At 49.4% G+C, this 18,122-nt stretch carries 19 protein-coding genes and 3 pseudogenes; 13 read left to right on the forward strand and 9 right to left on the reverse strand.

The window, feature by feature from the left end; translation table 11 throughout:
* Positions 1-446: 446 nt before the first annotated feature.
* The 3 genes from ydgH to folM all read left to right on the forward strand — a co-directional run bounded on the left by ydgH (position 447) and on the right by folM (position 3,721).
* A complete protein-coding gene (ydgH, locus tag A3466_RS16640) occupies positions 447-1,391 on the forward strand; it encodes a DUF1471 family protein YdgH (RefSeq protein ID WP_063451508.1) in 945 nt (314 codons plus the stop codon).
* Positions 1,392-1,576: 185 nt separating this feature from the next.
* Positions 1,577-2,959, forward strand: coding sequence for an amino acid permease (locus A3466_RS16645; RefSeq protein ID WP_063451509.1), 1,383 nt, complete (start codon positions 1,577-1,579; stop codon positions 2,957-2,959).
* 39 nt (positions 2,960-2,998) lie between these two features.
* On the forward strand, positions 2,999-3,721 hold the full coding sequence (gene folM, locus A3466_RS16650; RefSeq protein ID WP_063451510.1) for a dihydromonapterin reductase: 723 nt from the start codon (positions 2,999-3,001) through the stop codon (positions 3,719-3,721).
* On the opposite strand, the gene A3466_RS16655 is transcribed toward folM, so the two are convergent.
* Positions 3,718-4,053, reverse strand: a complete 336-nt coding sequence (locus A3466_RS16655) for a GlpM family protein (RefSeq protein WP_063451511.1) — start codon at positions 4,051-4,053, stop codon at positions 3,718-3,720. The genes folM and A3466_RS16655 overlap by 4 nt on opposite strands.
* A gap of 127 nt (positions 4,054-4,180) precedes the next feature.
* Between A3466_RS16655 and rstA the strand changes: the two genes are divergently transcribed.
* The 4 genes from rstA (at position 4,181) to A3466_RS16670 (ending at position 7,349) form a co-directional block, all read left to right on the forward strand.
* Complete coding sequence (gene rstA, locus A3466_RS16660) at positions 4,181-4,897, forward strand: two-component system response regulator RstA (RefSeq protein WP_063451512.1); 717 nt, start codon at positions 4,181-4,183, stop codon at positions 4,895-4,897.
* Positions 4,898-5,144: 247 nt separating this feature from the next.
* Positions 5,145-5,405: a hypothetical protein gene (locus A3466_RS16665; protein WP_063451513.1), complete on the forward strand. Its 261-nt coding sequence runs from the start codon at positions 5,145-5,147 to the stop codon at positions 5,403-5,405.
* A 311-nt stretch (positions 5,406-5,716) separates the two neighbouring features.
* Complete coding sequence (iraM, locus tag A3466_RS22520; protein ID WP_074161062.1) at positions 5,717-6,085, forward strand: anti-adapter protein IraM; 369 nt, start codon at positions 5,717-5,719, stop codon at positions 6,083-6,085.
* A 574-nt stretch (positions 6,086-6,659) separates the two neighbouring features.
* The gene (locus tag A3466_RS16670; protein WP_063451514.1) at positions 6,660-7,349 is read left to right on the forward strand and encodes an SOS response-associated peptidase; all 690 of its coding nucleotides are present in this window, start codon (positions 6,660-6,662) and stop codon (positions 7,347-7,349) included.
* 37 nt (positions 7,350-7,386) lie between these two features.
* On the opposite strand, the pseudogene cspF reads toward A3466_RS16670, so the two are convergent.
* Positions 7,387-7,598: pseudogene (cspF, locus tag A3466_RS22525) on the reverse strand (cold shock-like protein CspF).
* Positions 7,599-7,880: 282 nt separating this feature from the next.
* Between cspF and A3466_RS16675 the strand changes: the two are divergent.
* Positions 7,881-8,099: a cold shock domain-containing protein gene (locus tag A3466_RS16675; RefSeq protein ID WP_063451515.1), complete on the forward strand. Its 219-nt coding sequence runs from the start codon at positions 7,881-7,883 to the stop codon at positions 8,097-8,099.
* 245 nt (positions 8,100-8,344) lie between these two features.
* Here the strand turns inward: A3466_RS16675 and A3466_RS23730 are convergent, their stop codons facing one another.
* A complete protein-coding gene (locus tag A3466_RS23730; RefSeq protein WP_308464266.1) occupies positions 8,345-8,545 on the reverse strand; it encodes a YnfU family zinc-binding protein in 201 nt (66 codons plus the stop codon).
* A 112-nt stretch (positions 8,546-8,657) separates the two neighbouring features.
* On the opposite strand from A3466_RS23730, the gene A3466_RS16680 reads away from it, so the two are divergent.
* The 3 genes from A3466_RS16680 to A3466_RS23920 all read left to right on the forward strand — a co-directional run bounded on the left by A3466_RS16680 (position 8,658) and on the right by A3466_RS23920 (position 9,838).
* Positions 8,658-8,885: a hypothetical protein gene (locus A3466_RS16680; protein ID WP_063451516.1), complete on the forward strand. Its 228-nt coding sequence runs from the start codon at positions 8,658-8,660 to the stop codon at positions 8,883-8,885.
* Between the two features lie 204 nt (positions 8,886-9,089).
* Positions 9,090-9,428, forward strand: coding sequence for a hypothetical protein (locus A3466_RS16685; protein ID WP_063451517.1), 339 nt, complete (start codon positions 9,090-9,092; stop codon positions 9,426-9,428).
* Between the two features lie 302 nt (positions 9,429-9,730).
* On the forward strand, positions 9,731-9,838 hold the full coding sequence (locus A3466_RS23920; protein WP_350188533.1) for a YnaM/YnfT family protein: 108 nt from the start codon (positions 9,731-9,733) through the stop codon (positions 9,836-9,838).
* A 4-nt stretch (positions 9,839-9,842) separates the two neighbouring features.
* On the opposite strand, the pseudogene A3466_RS22890 reads toward A3466_RS23920, so the two are convergent.
* A pseudogene (locus tag A3466_RS22890) lies at positions 9,843-10,410 on the reverse strand (recombinase family protein).
* A gap of 406 nt (positions 10,411-10,816) precedes the next feature.
* On the opposite strand from A3466_RS22890, the pseudogene A3466_RS23925 reads away from it, so the two are divergent.
* Positions 10,817-11,284: pseudogene (locus A3466_RS23925) on the forward strand (phage tail protein); the annotation flags it as partial.
* Here the strand turns inward: A3466_RS23925 and A3466_RS16700 are convergent.
* Entirely contained in the window at positions 11,250-12,530 is a 1,281-nt protein-coding gene (locus A3466_RS16700) for a hypothetical protein (RefSeq protein ID WP_063451519.1), read from the reverse strand. The pseudogene A3466_RS23925 and the gene A3466_RS16700 overlap by 35 nt on opposite strands.
* Positions 12,531-12,656: 126 nt before the next feature.
* On the opposite strand from A3466_RS16700, the gene A3466_RS23445 reads away from it, so the two are divergent.
* Positions 12,657-13,019, forward strand: coding sequence for a hypothetical protein (locus A3466_RS23445; protein ID WP_165602759.1), 363 nt, complete (start codon positions 12,657-12,659; stop codon positions 13,017-13,019).
* On the opposite strand, the gene A3466_RS16705 is transcribed toward A3466_RS23445, so the two are convergent.
* From A3466_RS16705 to A3466_RS16715, 4 genes are read right to left on the reverse strand one after another with little or no spacing between them, the layout of a single operon-like run.
* Positions 12,984-13,625, reverse strand: coding sequence for a hypothetical protein (locus tag A3466_RS16705; RefSeq protein WP_058676442.1), 642 nt, complete (start codon positions 13,623-13,625; stop codon positions 12,984-12,986). The genes A3466_RS23445 and A3466_RS16705 overlap by 36 nt on opposite strands.
* Positions 13,622-13,924 carry a hypothetical protein gene (locus A3466_RS22540; protein WP_245167763.1) on the reverse strand — a complete coding sequence of 101 codons (303 nt, stop codon included), beginning with the start codon at positions 13,922-13,924 and terminating at the stop codon, positions 13,622-13,624. Before A3466_RS22540 ends, A3466_RS16705 begins: the two co-directional genes overlap by 4 nt.
* Positions 13,918-17,448, reverse strand: coding sequence for a host specificity protein J (locus A3466_RS16710; RefSeq protein ID WP_063451520.1), 3,531 nt, complete (start codon positions 17,446-17,448; stop codon positions 13,918-13,920). Before A3466_RS16710 ends, A3466_RS22540 begins: the two co-directional genes overlap by 7 nt.
* A 51-nt stretch (positions 17,449-17,499) precedes the next feature.
* The gene (locus A3466_RS16715; protein ID WP_074161063.1) at positions 17,500-18,078 is read right to left on the reverse strand and encodes a tail assembly protein; all 579 of its coding nucleotides are present in this window, start codon (positions 18,076-18,078) and stop codon (positions 17,500-17,502) included.
* Between the last annotated feature and the right edge of the window lie 44 nt (positions 18,079-18,122).

Raw genomic sequence — 18,122 nt, forward strand, 5'->3', positions numbered from 1 at the left:
ATGATTCACCCCGGAAAATAAAACAGTAACAAACTTTCTATAACCTACTGAAAATAGCGCCCGCGATCTACCGCCAGAAAACACTATTTCTGACTTTATCTGTGAAAAATAAGCGATCGGGGTCACTGACAGAGATATTTACCTTAAATTCGCCTTCGCGACCGATAAATCGCGCAAGCGAAGCGGTAAAAACATGATATAGCGCCATAAAAGAACAACTCATTAACATTAAATTAACTTGTAAAAGTCATATGCTTTATCAGTTTTGCTTGTCAAACGTCTGTTTTTTCCACATATCACTAAATGTTATCGAATCAGAACCTTTGGTGAGCACAGGCTGTGAAAAATGCCGCAGACAGCGACGGGTGTTAAATGCCATAATCGGGACCGTCTCAAATTAACAACAACACCAGTACATGGTTTGCGCAAGGCGAAGGATTATTTTTATGAAGCTTAAGAACACACTCCTGGCGTCCGCACTTCTTTCCGCGACCGCCCTGTCTGCGAATGCCGCGACAGAGTTAACGCCGGAGCAAGCGGCAGCGTTAAAACCTTTTGACCATACGGTCATTGTGGGTCGCTATAACTCCATTGGCGATGCCGTCGCCGCTGCATCAAAAGCCGCCGATAAAAACGGCGCTGCCTCGTTTTACGTTGTGGACCAGTCCGATCAGGGCAACAGCGGCAACCAGCGCGTGACCGTTGCGCTGTACAAAGAGAATGCACCAAAAGCGGATGAACAGAAAAACCGCGTGATTAACGGCATTGTTGAACTGCCGAAAGATCAGGCCGTTCAGCTGGAACCGTATGATACCGTTACCGTACAGGGCTTCTATCGCAGCCAGCCTGAAGTTAACGATGCCATCACCAAAGCCGCGCGAGAAAAAGGCGCTTACGCGTTCTACATCGTGCGTCAGGTAGATGCCAACCAGGGTGGAAACCAGCGCATCACCGCCTTCATCTATAAGCAAGATGCGAAAAAACGCGTGGTGCAAAGCCCGGATGCGATTCCAGCGGATTCAGACGCCGGTCGCGCCGCGTTAGCGAAAGGCGGTGAAGAAGCGAAGAAAGTTGAAATCCCCGGCGTAGCAACGTCTGCTGCACCAAGCGCTGAAGTGGGCCGTTTCTTTGAAACCCAATCCACGAAAGGTGGCCGTTATACCGTTACGTTGCCAGACGGCACGAAAATTGAAGAGCTGAACAAAGCCACCGCCGCGCAGATGGTGCCGTTCGACAGCATCAAGTTTACGGGCAACTACGGCAACATGACGGAAATCTCCTATCAGGTGGCGAAGCGTGCCGCGAAGAAAGGCGCGAAATATTACCACATCACCCGCCAGTGGCAGGAACGTGGTAACAACCTGACCATCAGCGCCGATCTGTACAAGTAACAAAACGGTTTCACAAAGGCGGCACACTGCCGCCTTTTTTGTTACTTTTTTTCTGATTTCTGCCCCACGTCATTGCATGCATCCGCCACACTCCGTAAAATCCCGCGCCTTAGTGTGATCCACCATTTTTATGCGCCTTAGCGAAATAATTATTCTGGGTTTGGACCTTTCATAACAGGAAGCCAATGGAAAAGAAACTTGGCCTGAGTGCTTTAACTGCACTTGTATTGAGCTCAATGCTGGGCGCGGGCGTATTCAGTTTGCCGCAGAACATGGCGGCCGTTGCCAGCCCTGCCGCATTACTGATTGGCTGGGGCATTACCGGTGTCGGGATTTTGCTGCTGGCATTCGCCATGCTGCTGCTGACCCGTATTCGCCCGGATCTGGACGGCGGAATATTCACTTACGCCCGTGAAGGTTTCGGCGAGCTGATTGGCTTCTGCTCCGCCTGGGGTTACTGGCTGTGTGCGGTGATCGCTAACGTCTCCTATCTGGTTATCGTCTTCTCGGCGCTCAGTTTCTTTACCGATACGCCCGAGCTGCGCCTGTTTGGTGACGGCAATACCTGGCAATCCATCGTCGGCGCCTCGGTGCTGCTGTGGATTGTCCACTGGCTGATTTTGCGCGGTGTCCAGACCGCGGCCAGCATCAACCTGGTGGCGACGCTGGCCAAGCTGGTGCCGCTAGGCCTGTTCGTCGTGCTGGCCTTCCTTGCCTTCCGTCTCGATGTGTTTACGCTCGATTTCAGCGGCATTGCGCTGGGCGTCCCCGTCTGGGAACAGGTAAAAAATACCATGCTGATCACTCTTTGGGTGTTCATCGGCGTTGAAGGGGCCGTCGTGGTCTCTGCCCGCGCGCGCAACAAGCGCGACGTGGGACGGGCTACGCTGCTGGCCGTCCTGGCGGCGCTGGGCGTATATCTGCTGGTGACGCTGCTGTCGCTTGGCGTGGTGGCCCGCCCTGAACTGGCGGAAATGCGTAACCCGTCCATGGCCGGGCTGATGGTTAAGATGATGGGTCCCTGGGGTGACGTGATAATCGCGGCGGGTTTAATCGTCTCCGTTTGCGGCGCATACCTGAGCTGGACCATTATGGCCGCGGAAGTTCCGTTCCTGGCCGCCACGCATAAAGCGTTCCCGCGCCTCTTTGCCCGTCAGAACAAAAACAGCGCGCCATCGGCCTCGCTGTGGTTGACCAACATCAGCGTGCAGGTTTGTCTGGTGCTGATCTGGCTCACAGGTTCGGACTATAACACCCTGCTGACCATCGCCTCCGAGATGATTCTGGTACCCTATTTCTTAGTGGGTGCATATCTGTTAAAAATTGCGACCCGCCCGGCACACTATGCTGTGGGCGTCGGCGCCTGTATTTACGGTCTATGGTTGTTGTATGCTTCCGGCCCGATGCATCTGCTGCTGTCCGTGGTGCTCTACGCGCCGGGCCTGCTGGTGTTTATCTACGCTCGTCGTACGCATCAGCTTGATAACGCCCTTAAACGCCGCGAAATGGCGTTGATAGGTTTGCTGTTAGTCGCTGCCGTACCGGCAACGTGGATGTTAGTGGGATAGCGCCGCCTGTCCCATTGTTCAACTGAAAAGGAGATTACGATGGGACTCTCGCAGCAACGCCCAATATTGATCACTGGCGCAGGCCGTCGCATCGGCCTCGCCCTCGCCCATCACTTTCTCAATCTTCGCCATCCGGTTATCGTCAGTTACCGAACGGAGTATCCCTCCATTGAAGGGCTTCGTAATGCCGGAGCAGTATGCATTCAGGCGGATTTCTCCACGGATGAAGGCATCCTCGCCTTTGCGGAAAACGTAAAATCGACCACCCACGGGCTGCGGGCGGTTATTCATAACGCCAGCACCTGGCTTCCTGAAAAAGCTGGACATTCGCTCAGCGAAACGCTTGCCTGCATGATGCAGATCCACGTTAATGCGCCTTATCTGCTTAACCATGCCCTACAGGATCTGCTGCGCGGACACGGCCATGCCGCAGGCGACATTATCCATTTCACTGATTACGTGGTGGAGCGAGGAAGCGACAAACACATCGCCTACGCGGCCAGCAAAGCCGCCCTGGATAATATGACCCGCTCGTTTGCGCGCAAGCTGGCGCCAGAGGTGAAGGTCAACGCGATTGCCCCGGCAATGATTTTGTTCAACGAGGGCGATGATGCCGAGTATCGCCAGCAGGCGCTCAACAAGTCGCTGATGAAAATCGCGCCCGGAGAGAAAGAAGTGATCGACCTGATCGATTATCTGCTGACCAGCTGCTACGTCACGGGCCGAACGTTTGCTGTGGACGGTGGCCGTCCGCTGCGCTAGTGAAAGCGGCTCCAGAAGAATATGAGCACCCAGGCGCTGAGGCTCCAGCAGACCACCGCCCCGCCCAGCGCCACGGGCAGACGCAGAAACCCGGTGAAGTACCACAGCGACAGCAGATAGATAAAATACGGGATGATTGACCACATCCCAAAGACGATCGTGGCGCGCAGCGCCTCAATACCTCGCTCGGAGGCCACGATATAGTGTGCGATTAACGCAAAGGTCGGGAACAGCGGAATCAGCCCAGCAATATAATAGTTCTTCGTTTTAGCCAACACCCCAATCAGTAACACCACCAGTGCACCCAGCGCGGCTTTTATCACCAGCCCCATGCTTTTTCCTTTACAATCAAATAACAATGCTACGCAGCATAACGGAACTCCAGCTAATTTAGAAAGATTAATGGAAGGTTAAGGTTGCGCGGTGTATGTTGACGTTTTTCGTGATGACAGACGTTGTATGAATAAGATTGTTTATGTTGAAGATGAACCCGAAGTGGGGCAATTGATCGCCGCTTATCTGGGTAAACATGATATGGAAGTGGTTGTCGAGCCTCGTGGCGATCGCGCTGAGGACGTCGTCACCCGCGAAAAACCGGATCTGGTGCTGCTGGATATCATGCTGCCCGGGAAAGATGGCATGACGCTCTGCCGGGACCTGCGCGCGAAGTGGGACGGCCCGATCGTGCTGCTGACCTCTCTGGACAGCGATATGAATCATATTCTGTCGCTTGAGATGGGCGCTAATGACTACATCCTAAAAACCACGCCCCCGGCGGTCCTGCTTGCCCGCTTACGCCTGCATCTGCGCCAGCGCGCCAGCGCTGAACGGGAAGCGCCTGCGCCTTCTTTAACGCCGCATAAAGCGATGCGGTTCGGCACGCTTTCTATCGATCCGGTGAACCGCCAGGTTATGCTTTCCGGTGAGCTGATTGCGCTCTCAACCGCAGATTTTGACCTGCTGTGGGAGCTGGCAACCCATGCCGGGCAAATTATGGACCGGGACGCATTGCTGAAAAATTTGCGCGGCGTCAGTTACGACGGGATGGATCGCAGCGTTGACGTGGCGATTTCACGTCTGCGTAAGAAACTGCTGGATAGCGCTACTGAGCCCTACCGCATTAAAACCGTGCGCAACAAAGGCTACCTGTTTGCACCGCACGCCTGGGAAACCTGATGGTGCCCGGCGCATAAGACTTTTCTTGCTATTACAGCAAGATGTTGCATAATTGTACGTATGCACTTCTCCTTCTTCTTAAGGGCACATGCCAGCAGCAGCGACATAAACCAGGAACCGCTTCTGCCGCTTGCCCCAGTTCTTCTTAACCTTCAGAGCTTCTAAGCAGTGACACGCTTCTGACAGTGACGTTGCAAGCCGTACTTCTCCAAAAAAATCTTGATATGAGGATTTAAGCCTATGAAATATGTATAGCTACGATGATGTAGAGAACATTAAAACCAACCTTGAATGGATTGTTCATCAAACCACAGCCAGCCAAATGCTGCCTACCCGGCACGACCAAAAAGCCCTCTTTAATCTTCTGGAACTGATCCAGACCTATGAAGCGCTCCTTGAACTGATCGACGAATACGGTATTTCCGTCATTGATGAGGGTATCGCGGAAGGCCTGTTGATTACCGAAAAGCTGATAGCCAAAGTGAAACGTCCCGGAGACGCCATTTAATTATTTTGCGCATTGCCATTACGATGTGTTTTTCCATGGTAATGGCAATGAAACGTTCGGACAATTCCTTAAGATTACATCGAAATGTTAAATCCTTTTCTCGATCAAAATTTAACCGACACTGTCTTTCCGTGAGAAAAAATCATAAAAAAAACCCTCACCTCCGTGAGGATTATATCATTGAAATGAAAGGAAATAATCTATACCCAAATAAAATAACGATCAATATCAATAAGTTACGACATTGATTAACTAGAAATCTCGTGCTAAATAAAATTACAGGCTTATCATCCTAATCTGAGGGAAGCATAATGGCATGGCGCGTTTTAAGTTCTGTGATCTGTCCTAATACAGGCATTGTTTACTCCTGCATCGTTGGCCTTAAACTGATCAGATTAATTATCTGGTACGAAAGCGATATATATTTAGTGCCGGGAGACAGAATTCACCCTACGAAAAACGGCGTGTTTATTAATGGAGAATTTAGCCAGATATCACTTTATAACGTGTCACCCTACCGGGAAGCGCTATGGGAAGAGATAAAAAATAAAATGGCGTGCCCGTTTAATAAAGAAAGCGAAACAAAAACCTGTTCGTATTCAGTGCATTGTAACGCGCGAAAATGCCCGCACGGCTTTACCACTAATCCGTTAATAATAGGATTACGGCGTAATCATTAATATGGCTAACAAGTAACCTATACCTGCAATGCTCTGATTCAATAAGAAATCTTAATGAGTTGGGGCCCTTTCTTGTGCACACCTCTTTCGTTCCAGAAAACCCGCGTCAGGTATTATGCGCTGCTCCGCCGTAATGAATGTTGTCAGGCGCTGTAAACCCTGCTTTGATAGCGTTAATGATGATAAACAGAAACGCTAACGTTGCGTATCGGTGATATTTAATGAAAAAGCTGTTTGTACAGTTTTAGTGTGCAGAAAGTTCGCAACTCTTTGAAATCCTGATAAATAAATATATTTCAATGAGTTAGCTAAAAACGCTTAACGGACATCTACGGACGTGCACGGTCTTTTTTGTGCCCCTATCGATGTCCCTTCTTTCAAAATGCCCCCAAATCTGCCCCCAAAATCCCCCTCTCTTGCGTAGCTCCTTCCAGTTTCGCAACACACCGCTTCACGCATCTCTACCTGATCAGCATAATCGCCACGATTCCGCTTGTAAGACTTCACCATTAACCAGCGCACGCTACTTTTTCTCCCTGCCCTATACTTTCAGTCTGACTGACTGGAGGTTTCTATGTGTGGACGTTTTGCACAAGCCCAAACCCGTGAAGAATATCTGGCTTACCTGGCCGATGAAGCCGATCATGACATCGCTTATGACCCGGAACGTATTGGACGTTACAACGTCGCGCCCGGTACCAAAGTACTGCTGATGAGCGAACGCGACGAAAAACTACATCTCGATCCGGTGCTCTGGGGTTACGCGCCAGGATGGTGGGATAAAACGCCTCTGATCAACGCGCGCATCGAAACGGCGGCTTCCAGCCGAATGTTTAAACCGCTGTGGCAGCACGGCCGGGCGATCTGCTTCGCGGATGGATGGTTCGAATGGAAAAAGGAAGGTGATAAGAAACAGCCCTACTTCATACACCGTGCCGACGGTCAACCGATTTTTATGGCGGCGATCGGCAGCACACCGTTTGAGCGCGGCGATGATGCAGAAGGTTTTCTCATTGTGACATCGGAAGCAGATAATGGCCTGGTCGATATACACGATCGGCGGCCGCTGGTTCTGTCGCCAGAAGCTGCAAGAGAGTGGATGCGGCTGGACGTTGGAGGGAATAAAGCGTTAGAGATAGCTTCAGACGGTGCAGTGCCCGCCGATAAGTTCAACTGGCATGCGGTAACGCGTACAGTTGGAAATGTAAAAAACCAAGGGAGGAATTTGATAGAGCATATAACAATCAAATCTAATATCAGTTAGACCTGCACCTTTTAGCTAGTCTCACAATAGCGTATTTTTAAGAAAGAAATATGTTTGCCGCCATTGGACCACTGAGTCCATTTATACGGTAGAACTCAACACGAACACCAGGACTTAACGTTTGGTTTTCGCTATTGTTTAATGCAGAGATGTGTAAGAAACATCTTTACGCCCATCCGATGGTATAATGAACCCCTTTTCACTCTTGCAGTCAAAACTTTTGACAACGCCTGTCATTTTAAGAGTCAAATATTTTCCTTTTGTGAAATCCAATTTTACTATACAGGAAAAATTTGGATTAGCTAATCTAATTTTCATAGCCTCCCAGATGGCTAAAATAAAACTTGCTAAATAGTTTAACGCGTGCCTTAATGATCTGGTTAGTTCGATGCAATGTGAATCTGACTTTTTCTAAGCAATCCTCATAACCAGGTGCTATCTCTGATATCCCTCCTCTTGAGTCCATACGTATGCCATTATGCGTTTCTTTTCATGAAGTTGTAATTTCTTAAGTGTTCAAGGGGAGTTTTTATGTCTTCAAAAATGATAGGTCTTGTTAAGTGGTTTAACGAAGATAAAGGTTTTGGTTTTATCTCCCCACTCGATGGAAGTAAAGATATCCTTGTTCACTCTTCTTCACTACAGGGAGAGACATTCAAAACTCTTTTTGAAGGACAAAAAGTGAAATTTATTATCATTGCCGGTACTAAAGGTCCGACAGCTGCAAATGTTACGCTCTGCGATAAATAACCCCCTCAATGGCCGTTTAAGCTTATACGAATTAAAAAACAAGAAGAGTCATTTATCGTTTGCGAATATCATTACAACAGGCCAGCATATTTCAGCACCGTCAAGTTTGCTGACCGATGTGATGAAATGCAGGACTGCTGCATGAATAGTCTCAAAGCAGAAGCTAACTGCTTATAAAATATTAAAGTGCGTAAGAGGTTAGGCAGCCTCCAAAAGCATCACATCTTATTTATTGTATGAGTTTTTTAGTAACGTTCAGGGGCTTTGAACAAAGCATTACAGTAAGGGCATACTAATTGAGATCCCTTTTGTACACGATTGTAACTATGCTCCGAATCTTTTGAGCAGTTTGGACAAGGGCATTTGACTAAATAATTTCGGCGGAATTGATTGTTTTTACGTGCAGACACAGGCTTCTCCAGTTCAAATGGGCTACTACAGTACACGCTAAGGCAGGATATTGCTTGTTTTAATTTCGAAAAACAAACAATACATAGAAAAAAGCAACACTTACCGAACAGCCACGACCGCTAAATTCGTTTGGATACATGGTGATATATGAAAAAAGTAATCATTTTCTTTAATGGTAAACCAAGTAAGGTTGTCACTGTGCTTAAAGGCGTAACATCAATACTCGAACAGTACCCTGGTGGAGAAGAGATCAATCTTCAGATAATGTCAGCCGGTTTCCCCTCTTTAACAGGGGACAATGAAGTTGTCTATGTTGCATCAGATCGAGAGCTAACCTCTCAGGAAATTTTTGATGCGGCACGAAAGTATCTATAAGCTTCGGTGTTTTTTACCAACATCGCGGAAGATATTGAACAAGAAGCATTATAAAAATAATTAGAAATCATCAGCATTGCCTACCTGGTGTAGGCTTTTTTTTATATAGCAGACGATACATTTCTTTAATGTTAAACAATACACATTGTCGCTATTTTAACTAACATACCGTTCACATGGCCTGAACCTACCCATGAGATTTCTATGAAAATCATAAGTTATACGGTGTTGCTAATGTTCGAAAGCAAGCCCTTCAATCAAATGGATAACTCCTTGATTGTAGATTTCTTACGTAGTCGTCAATATTTGGAAAAATCTGGTAGTGGAGTGAGATTTCCTCAAAACACCTACATCGGAATTGAAAAACAAATGGTTTTAGATTGGGAGTCTGAAAAAGACGGCGCAGCCAAGTTAAAACAGCGACTTTATGGCATTCTTCGTAGGATTAAAAATTTAGAGCATACGCCTATGGTCATTTTTTTGATGATATCACCAGAAGAAAAAACCCTTACATTTGTGCCCAGACTCAAAGGTAAAAAATGAAATAAATGGTGAGGTAGCTTCAAGGATATGGCCAGACTTTTGCGAATTCGCTGATATTTAAGGACTCTCAATTTTGTATGTATATTTTCATCCCTCGGGTAATTGCTCATTATGAATTTTGTCCAGCCGATCATAATAACCTGAGTAAGCTAGTTTGATGCTGGATAGCCAGCCGCCGCACTCATTACATTCTATGTAGTACGGCATTTAATACCATCCTAACTTAAGTCACATATTTTTAACTGTTTGGAATTTTTTTTGATTCACACAGTCTAAAAAATAAAATCATATAAGGGTCATTTATGATAACGCTCATAATCTCTACTATCGTCGTAATAGTTCTGGCATTGATGATATTCTGTCTGGTTAAAGTTGGGATCTGCACATCTAATAATCCTGATGATCTATAATCATTTACGTTTCGCTGATTCCCTTGAGGGCTGTGAATTTCTTATACAAAGTACATACGGCCACATCATAGATAATTGCCACCTGCTTTCTGTCCACGCCGTTTGAAATCAGCCTGCCAGCCTGCGCCCATTGCTCAGGGGTTAACTTCGGCCGTCTTCCGCCTATGCGCCCTTTCTCCCGGGCTGCCGCCAGTCCTGCCCGGGTGCGTTCCACGATTAACTCCCTCTCCATTTCAGCCAGTGCTGACATAATGTGGAATATGAAACGCCCCATTGGGCTGGAAGTGTCGATGCTATCCGTAAGGCTTTTGAAGTGGATGCCGCGCTGCCGGAGTTCGTCCACCAACAGTACCAGGTTTCGCATGCTTCGCCCGAGGCGATCCAGCTTCCACACCACCAGCGTATCGCCCTCATTCAGCGTTCGCAGAAGCTTTTTAAGCGCTGGCCGGTTCGCTACCGTCCCGCTCATTTTTTCCTCAAAAAACTTGTTCACATCCTGCGCGTTCGAGAGCTTGTCGCTGAAGATCCGTGTTTTGGTCATTTGTTGACACCCTTACATAGCCAATTTGCATGCTTTTCACCCAATATTTTCTGCAAAAAAATCAGGTGAAGTTATCGGCACTGCTGCCAGAGGGCAATCTATAAAACGTCGGTTTAGGAAGCAGCTCGACAAAGAACGTCGGAACGGCAGTGGGAAATGTAATGGAGGTAGGCGCGTTTGGTTTTGGTGGAAAAGGGGCTTCATTCAATGCAGAGACAGTTGCTGAGGTATGGGCAAACCTCATGGATAAAGGTTCTCGTGTTTTTCGCAACAACAAAACTGTTAACTCACAAACAGCTTATGCTGCATCGCTATATTTTGCAGCTGAAGATACTCACGCGATCATCAGCGTTGCTTACGGAACAGGGGTGGTTGGGGTCTTGGCAAGAAACACCTCAGGAACCTCCGCAACCTCAACCTTTAACATGCTTTACGGTACCACCAACACGACCCGTGCCAGCGACGGAACGCTTAAAGCAGCCTCTCCAGTAGTTAAGCTGTTTGCAGATGGTTCGTTTGAAACGAATGAAGAATCAGAAGGTTGCACTGTAACTCGGATAAAAACCGGTGAGTATCTGATCGAGGGCTGCATGGGTCTGAACTCTGATGCGGCCTGGGGAGGGATTGACGGCGGATTCGATATACCTAAAGACCGCAATAGGCAGGCCCTAATCTGGCTGGACTATGAGGTTAGTGCCGACGGGTCAGTACTGGTAAAAACATTTCACCGGGAATACCCGACAGCACCGGCATTTGCGAGGAACTCACTGGAAGGTTACGCGGATGGAGACCCGGCCGACATCCCCGCCGATCAGTACGTCAGCGTTCGTGTAGAGATGCCTCAAAACAGCATATCGAATCTGCACGCGGCTATGGTTGAAGTCCCTGATTCATCCGCTGCATAAACAGTGAATCTGCCGGCATATCAAGGCGAACATCGATCCAGCTGTTCACCGGCACGTCCATCGGTTCCCCTTTCGTTTTGACGATCTCCCCGTTATCGCTCAGCATGTATTTCCGTTTGAACAGGCGGATAGCCAGTCCGCCGCTTTCGGTTTGCTCAGCTTCTACAACTCCCAGCTCCCCCATGCCGCCAGGGTCCATTGGCGGCAGTAACTGCCATCCCTCAGACGCCAGGCCAGCCGAACCAGTTAGCACATAAACACCAACATCGAGCCGGGAAATTTCGATTCCTTCAGCCTCTGCATTCGCCGTACCGCAGCCGCACCATGAAAAACCATCCTCAGCAATATCTGAGCGCAGGCAGGTATCTGCGCTTGCACTGATACGAGCAACCGGAGAAGCTGCTTTCAGGGTGCCATCGCTGGCCTTTGTAGTATTCCCTGTCGTGTATGCTTCCTGATAAAGCCACCCTGTAGGTGTGCGATAGCTGAAGAAAGTCCGCCCTAGTGTGTAGATTTGATGTATGCGAGTTGGTCGACCTCCCCGAGCAATCACGATTGATGTGATGCTCTGGCTGCCTGGTACGCCCATATAACTGGCATCCTCAACTGACCATATAAACGATGAGGGGTAGGATTCACTCATTGTATTAAGTGAAACTGATTCGGTAATTTCACGGCCCAGGCCGAAGGCACCCACAGTTAGAACTTTCCTTTGAGCGGCATCACCCCAAGAACTTTGTGCATCCAATAAAGCACTATTTCCTAAACCGAGGTTTGTGCGAACGTCAGCGGCATTCGTTGCCCCGGTCCCACCCTGGCTAATTGGGACTGCTCCATTACTTCCTTTCTGGGCCAGTTTACCGATCGCCGGAATAGTTACACGTGTCCCGTTGATGGTAACGGTGATGTTCTGGTTTGCTGAGGTGGTGACGAACGTCTCCCACGCGCCGATGTTCTCGTCATACTCGTTGATGAGCTGAGACATGCTCTGCGCCAGGCCGTCGACCGAGAGACTATCAGTAACAAGAATGCCGTACTTCTGGCCGCTCAACGCCGGAGACGCGGCAGGCGTAACCGTCAGTGATGTCGCACTGTTGATGGCGGTGATCTGAAACATCTGTACCGGGTTGGAAAGAACAAACAACGTCTGGCCAACCCGAATCTGGCTGGCCGGTGCCGTCCAGTTCGTGCCAGTGCCGGTTGCGGTGTTTCCGTTAACTGCGATGGTGCCAGTGTTATAAAGCATGAAGTGCCTCACGATAATAACGATCGTTTAAAGTGATCAATTCTGTAAAATTGATCGCTTATATCAATCTGACTATTTTTTAGACTCTAATAAAATGGGGATTCCCGTATAAACAGGATTGTTGAAATGAAACTTTTATTTGCCGTCGCTTTTTTGCTTCTGGTTGGATGCGCTGATAAACACACAGACTACAAATTCAAAATGGATTATCCGGTGGAAGCAGCACGTTTATCGCTTGGTGGAGATATTCATGTGAATATCGACTGTGCCATGCGAGAAATGGTTGTTCTTTCCGATAGTAGTAATGGAATTTTTAGCCGCCATGTTCATAAGCGGCTTAGTAATATTTGCTATAAAAAGACTGATAAACTCGACGTGGTCTACAGATTTAATTCAAAGAAAGGTGTAAGGCAAAGTATGATTTCTACGCAATATCCTCGCGTACCACCTGAATCAAATACCTACAAATTGAGCGAGGGGAATTCTTAAACCCCGACTCTGTAATGTCTGGCTCCAGTTACGCTGGTTCTGCGCGATATATCTGCCCTGCAACTGTGAGCCAGTCCATTTGAGCATCAATCCTGAATAACCCACTACAGTACCGTCATCGCTGAGATTTCCTGGACAGTTGTTTAACAAAATCCATGGGGTGTAGCTGAGACTTACTGAGAAGGTATTGTTCTGTAAGTCATAGTTTGCCGGCACATCATAAAACCCAACGACTCGTGGCATTTTTGATGCTGAAGCTGCACTCCAAATCAGATTTCCCGAACTATCGAACACATCCAGATAGCCACTCTCCATACCTATATTACGTGCAGTTCGGATCATGCTTCCGGCATTCTCTTCAATCAAATCGGCGCCGAGTAACCCATATTTATTTGCGTTAAGCTTTAACCATCTTAATGTACCGTCCTTACGAAATGCCTGTGGAAGATCTCCTAAAGTGCTGCCATTGCCAAATGGACTATCTATGAGGTAATAACCCTTATTCTCCACTGCACCAAGCGTACGTTGATCGCGAAATATCGTGGACCTGTTTTGCGAGTCCACGAGGAGCTTTCCGGCACTGTTATAGATTTCGAAACCGCTCATTGGAAATTATAAACCTCCACATTCAGAGTATTTGCTGGGCTACGTCCACCTGGTAAATAAAGCACTGTGAAGCCTCCATTATAAGCGCGGCAGTAGTATTCATTCGCAAGCGCACCAGTCGATATGTTCGATATGAATGTTCCATCCTGTGTAACCCCTGCAAAGGAAACATTTTTAGACGTTTCCCCGGCAGAGAATGTTACAGAGGTGCTTCCAATATAACGGATTGCATAATCACTTAAATCAACGGCAATTCGACCATCGCCGTCCCAACATTGCAAGCCCTGTGGCATTACCATAACCCCATTCTGACACGTAGCACGTTATTGCTGTCGTAGATACGAATGAGAGTGCTGGATATCAGCATTCTCCCGCCCCCGGCCACGCCGTTGATTTCGAACGTTCCCCCTTTATCAAGCTTCCACCCAGCAGAACCAGCCACATAATTATTGGACTGGATGTAGTTCCCAATCTTGGCGTTCTCGATGGTGCCGTCCTGAATGAAGCTGGCCCGGATGAATGTCTGCCCGTTCTGGATCACGAACGGCAAAGCTACGCTGTTACCGGCAGCTGTGGTGACTGCGAAGCGGTCAGCCAGGAAGATGACCTGCGACTGCATGCCGGACGACGTATTCTCCACGCCGATCCCCATCCCTGCCGCGTAATACTGACCATTGCTGGACATCCCGACCTTGATGCTGTACATCGCCTTCAGGTCTCCGTTGACGTTCGCAATGGCCTGCGCGTTGGTGGTGATCGCTGATGTGTGCCCATTGACGGTTGCCGTGATGCTGTTTACCTGCGTGGCCATAGCCTGCTGGTAATCCGAGAACGTCTGGTTAAGGCTGTTGATGGATGCCTTGTTGCCGTTCACGTCAGTCTGCAAACTCAGCAGCGAACGCGCCGTTGCCTCCTTCTCGTTGACGATCACCTCATCAATGTGGTCCAGCTGCGCGCTGTTACCGGCGACCGACGCAGACAGTGTTTTGCGCGCCGCCACCTGAGCCAGGTTGCCCTGAATAATCGCGATGGCGGAGTTCTTCACTCCTCCCGTCATACCGTCCACAGACACGCTTATGCTGTCGATACGCTGGCCCAGCGCGGTATCAGCCGTTGCCACTGTCTGCTCAAGCTCGCTCAAAGAAGAAGACACATCTCCGACCTTGCTCGACAGGTTTGTAACGCTGGTCTGAACCTTCCCGATATCCCGGGCATTTTGGGCAATTTTCTGCGCCTGTTGCTCCAGTTCGTCGTTGGCCTGTTTGATGTCGTCAGCCATGCCAGCAATTTTTTCATTGCTGTCTACCGCGTTCTCGATCAGGTCTTTGAACGTATCGGAACCTTTCATGTCCTCCAGGATTGCATCGGTGATATCGGATACATCGATGCTGGCCTGCCCGCGCACAAAGTCTGTATACCCTGATTCGTTTCCGCTACGATCTACCAGCTGCGCCCGGTACCAGAAAGTCTGCCCTGCCTTAAGGCCCATCTGCTGATACTTGCGCTGCGGATAGGGTACGTCTGCCAGCAGCATCGCATCGTCTTCCGTCCCGGTCAGGCTGTACTGAATTTCCGTCTTCAGCGTGTCGTCGGTGTTCGCCGGGAATCCCCAGCTCAGCTCGATACCGAAAACCACATTATCAGAAGCGATGAAGCCGACCGGTTTCGGCGGATTGCCCACTTTCCCCGTCAGCGTTTTCTCTTCTGAATAGCCCCATCCGGACGAGATTTCTGCGGCATTGATTGCGCGTACGCGCACCAGGTAGCGCCCGGCATAAATCCCGGGGACGTCGAATGAAGTGGTGGAGCTGCGCGGCACGTTAACCCAGTTCCCATCATTGCGGCGCCATTGCGCTTCATAGGCGATAGCATTCTGCGCTTGGTCCCAGCTCACGCGCATCGTTTCGACGCTGATATTTTGCTGTACCACAGAAAACGAGCTGATCACGATGTTCGCAGGCGGCGACTGGTTGCCCGGCGGGATCACGCTCACCGGCCGCTGGTCAATGATGGCTCCCGTATCAATGCGATCGAATTTATCCGGATCGTGATTTGCACCGACGATTGTGAACGTGCCGTCATTATTATCAGTTACCGTAATAACGCGATACTGCTGTGCGTAGAGCTCATCAGACTCAATGACCCATACGGCCTCAGCCACAGGCGTTTCGCTGTAAGCAGTCGTGACGGTTACTTTATTGCCCCTTATCGACTGGATGGTGCGTGACTGCGAAACCCCTGATGGCAGATTGACAATCATCCTGTCGCCCGAAGATGCATCCGGTGCCCTGTCCAGCGTCAAAACACGACCATTCACCGCAGAAACACGGCCGCCAAGGTCACGTCCGGAAAGATTTCGGTCGGCTACAGCAATTACATAGCCAGGCTGTGGAATGTTACCGTCTTCCCCTACATTGAAAGTAACAACGCGATCTTTGTTATTGGTGAGGATCCCCCATCGCCCCTTTCGGTTCGCCTCCGATTGCCGGGTACAACCAATAGCTGTTATCTCAAGTTGATTAAAACCATAACGCGAAACCAGCGCCTGTTCAAAAACAGGTTCCATCGCATCAGAATAGGCGTTATCAGGATCAGACCAGGATACGAGCGCATTGGTATAACGGTTCTTTGTGGTGCTGCTGGAATAGGTAAACCGGCCATCGATAACGTTCGCATGCGTGTATGTAAAATCAACATCCCTCGGCATGTCCGCCAGCGCAACAATCTGGTCGTCGCCCCAGTAGGTCATCCCGCGGAAGATAGCAGCAAAATCACGCAGGACCGTATAAGCGTCGTTGCGTTCCTGAATGTAGACGTTGCAGGTATAACGTGGTTCGGTGCCACTTCCGCCTTTGCCATCCGGCACCATCTGATCGCAATACTGTGCAACCTGGTAAAGTGTCCATTTGTCTATGTTCGCTGTTGTGAGACGATCCCCAAGCCCGAAACGGTCGCTAACCACCAGGTCGTAGAATATCCACGCAGGGTTATCTGTCCAGGCCCATTTGAATATCCCAAGCCACGTACCGCTATAAGTTCTTGTTTCCGGATCGTAAGTATCCGGTACGCGGATGACACGACCACGTGGTTCACAGGCAATTTGGGGAATAGAGCCATTGAACTGGCTGGAATCAAACTCGATGTACAACAGAGCTGTGTTTGGATAGCGCAGTTTGGCATCGATGACCTCTGTATAACTTTGGAGCGTCATCGTGTCGCCAATTTTGGCACTGTTTGCGTCAGCGGTAATTTTGCGCAGTCTGATGGTCCAGGTGCTGCCAGCTTTCGGTAAATCGATGCGATGGCTGCGTTCATAACCGGATGTGGTTTTCCCGGTCACATTAGTATCAAGGACCTTTTGCCAGCTACCACCGTCCGTCTGAAGCTCCACCACATAGTTGATGGAATACCCTACCAAATCCCCGTTATCTTGCTGTTTGAAAAGAGATGGCCACTTCAGGCGCAGGCGAACCGCTGAAAGCTGCGTATTGGTGAAGGTATGCGTCCAGGCTGTTTCGCTGGATACTTCGGTACCGACGCTGATTTCATTTTCTGTGCCAGGTATCCCCTGAATGTAATCCTGAGCCTGTGTCCCTGGGCGAAACTCCCACACGACACCGCTGAAGTTCTCGGAACCATCAGCGTTTTGTAAAGGTGTGCCGTCAAGATAGATATCCCTCGCGGTCAGCCCACCAGCAAACTCCCCTTCACCGAGAACCATCAGGATTTTCGCTTTCGCAACGGACTGGAGATCATCGGGCTGCTCGACAGGGGTGCGGGAACTCGAACTGCCGCCTTTACGTCCGGTAATTGTTTTAGCCATATCGCGCCCATAAAAAAACCACCCGAAGGTGGCCTGATTGACAAATATTTGTTATTGCTGGTCTTCTACGTAAATCCCGGCAGAGGCAACAGCGCCGCCGATTCGCCGTTTACCATAGAGAATGGGGACAGGGTTTCCCTGAGAGGTTGTGTTCGTCACGCCACCAAATGCATAGCTGGCGCGGTTATCTGCTGATTGCTTGCTGGCTAGCCCGGTAGTCTGGGGAGAAAGCATCTGGACTACGCCGCCGATCGCCATTGATGCCCCAATCCCCGCCACAGCTCCCCATCCACCAGCAAAAGCAGTCCCACCAATCCCGATCGCGGCCCCTCCCGTGACGAATGCAGCAACGGCGACAAGGGCAACCCCGAGGATTGTCTGAAAAATCCCGGCCCGCTTACTGCCGATGATCACCGGCGCGATACGGATTTCCTCTGTGCTCCTGTCCATACTGAGTTCATCGTTTACGAGGTTTCGTTTCCCGCTGAATACAGCATAAGTTAAACCCCGTTGTTTGCTGGTATTAAGGTAACGCTCAAAACCCGGCACGATAACGCTCAGGGCACGGATGGCCTCTTTTGGTGAAGCTACTGATAAACGATATTCACGCCCGAAGGTGGCACCTAGCACGCCTTACAATCGAATTGTGCGGACAGGCTCAACATTGAGTAATG

The sequence above is a fragment of the Enterobacter genomosp. S genome (assembly GCF_001631805.1).
Classification (GTDB): domain Bacteria; phylum Pseudomonadota; class Gammaproteobacteria; order Enterobacterales; family Enterobacteriaceae; genus Enterobacter; species Enterobacter quasihormaechei.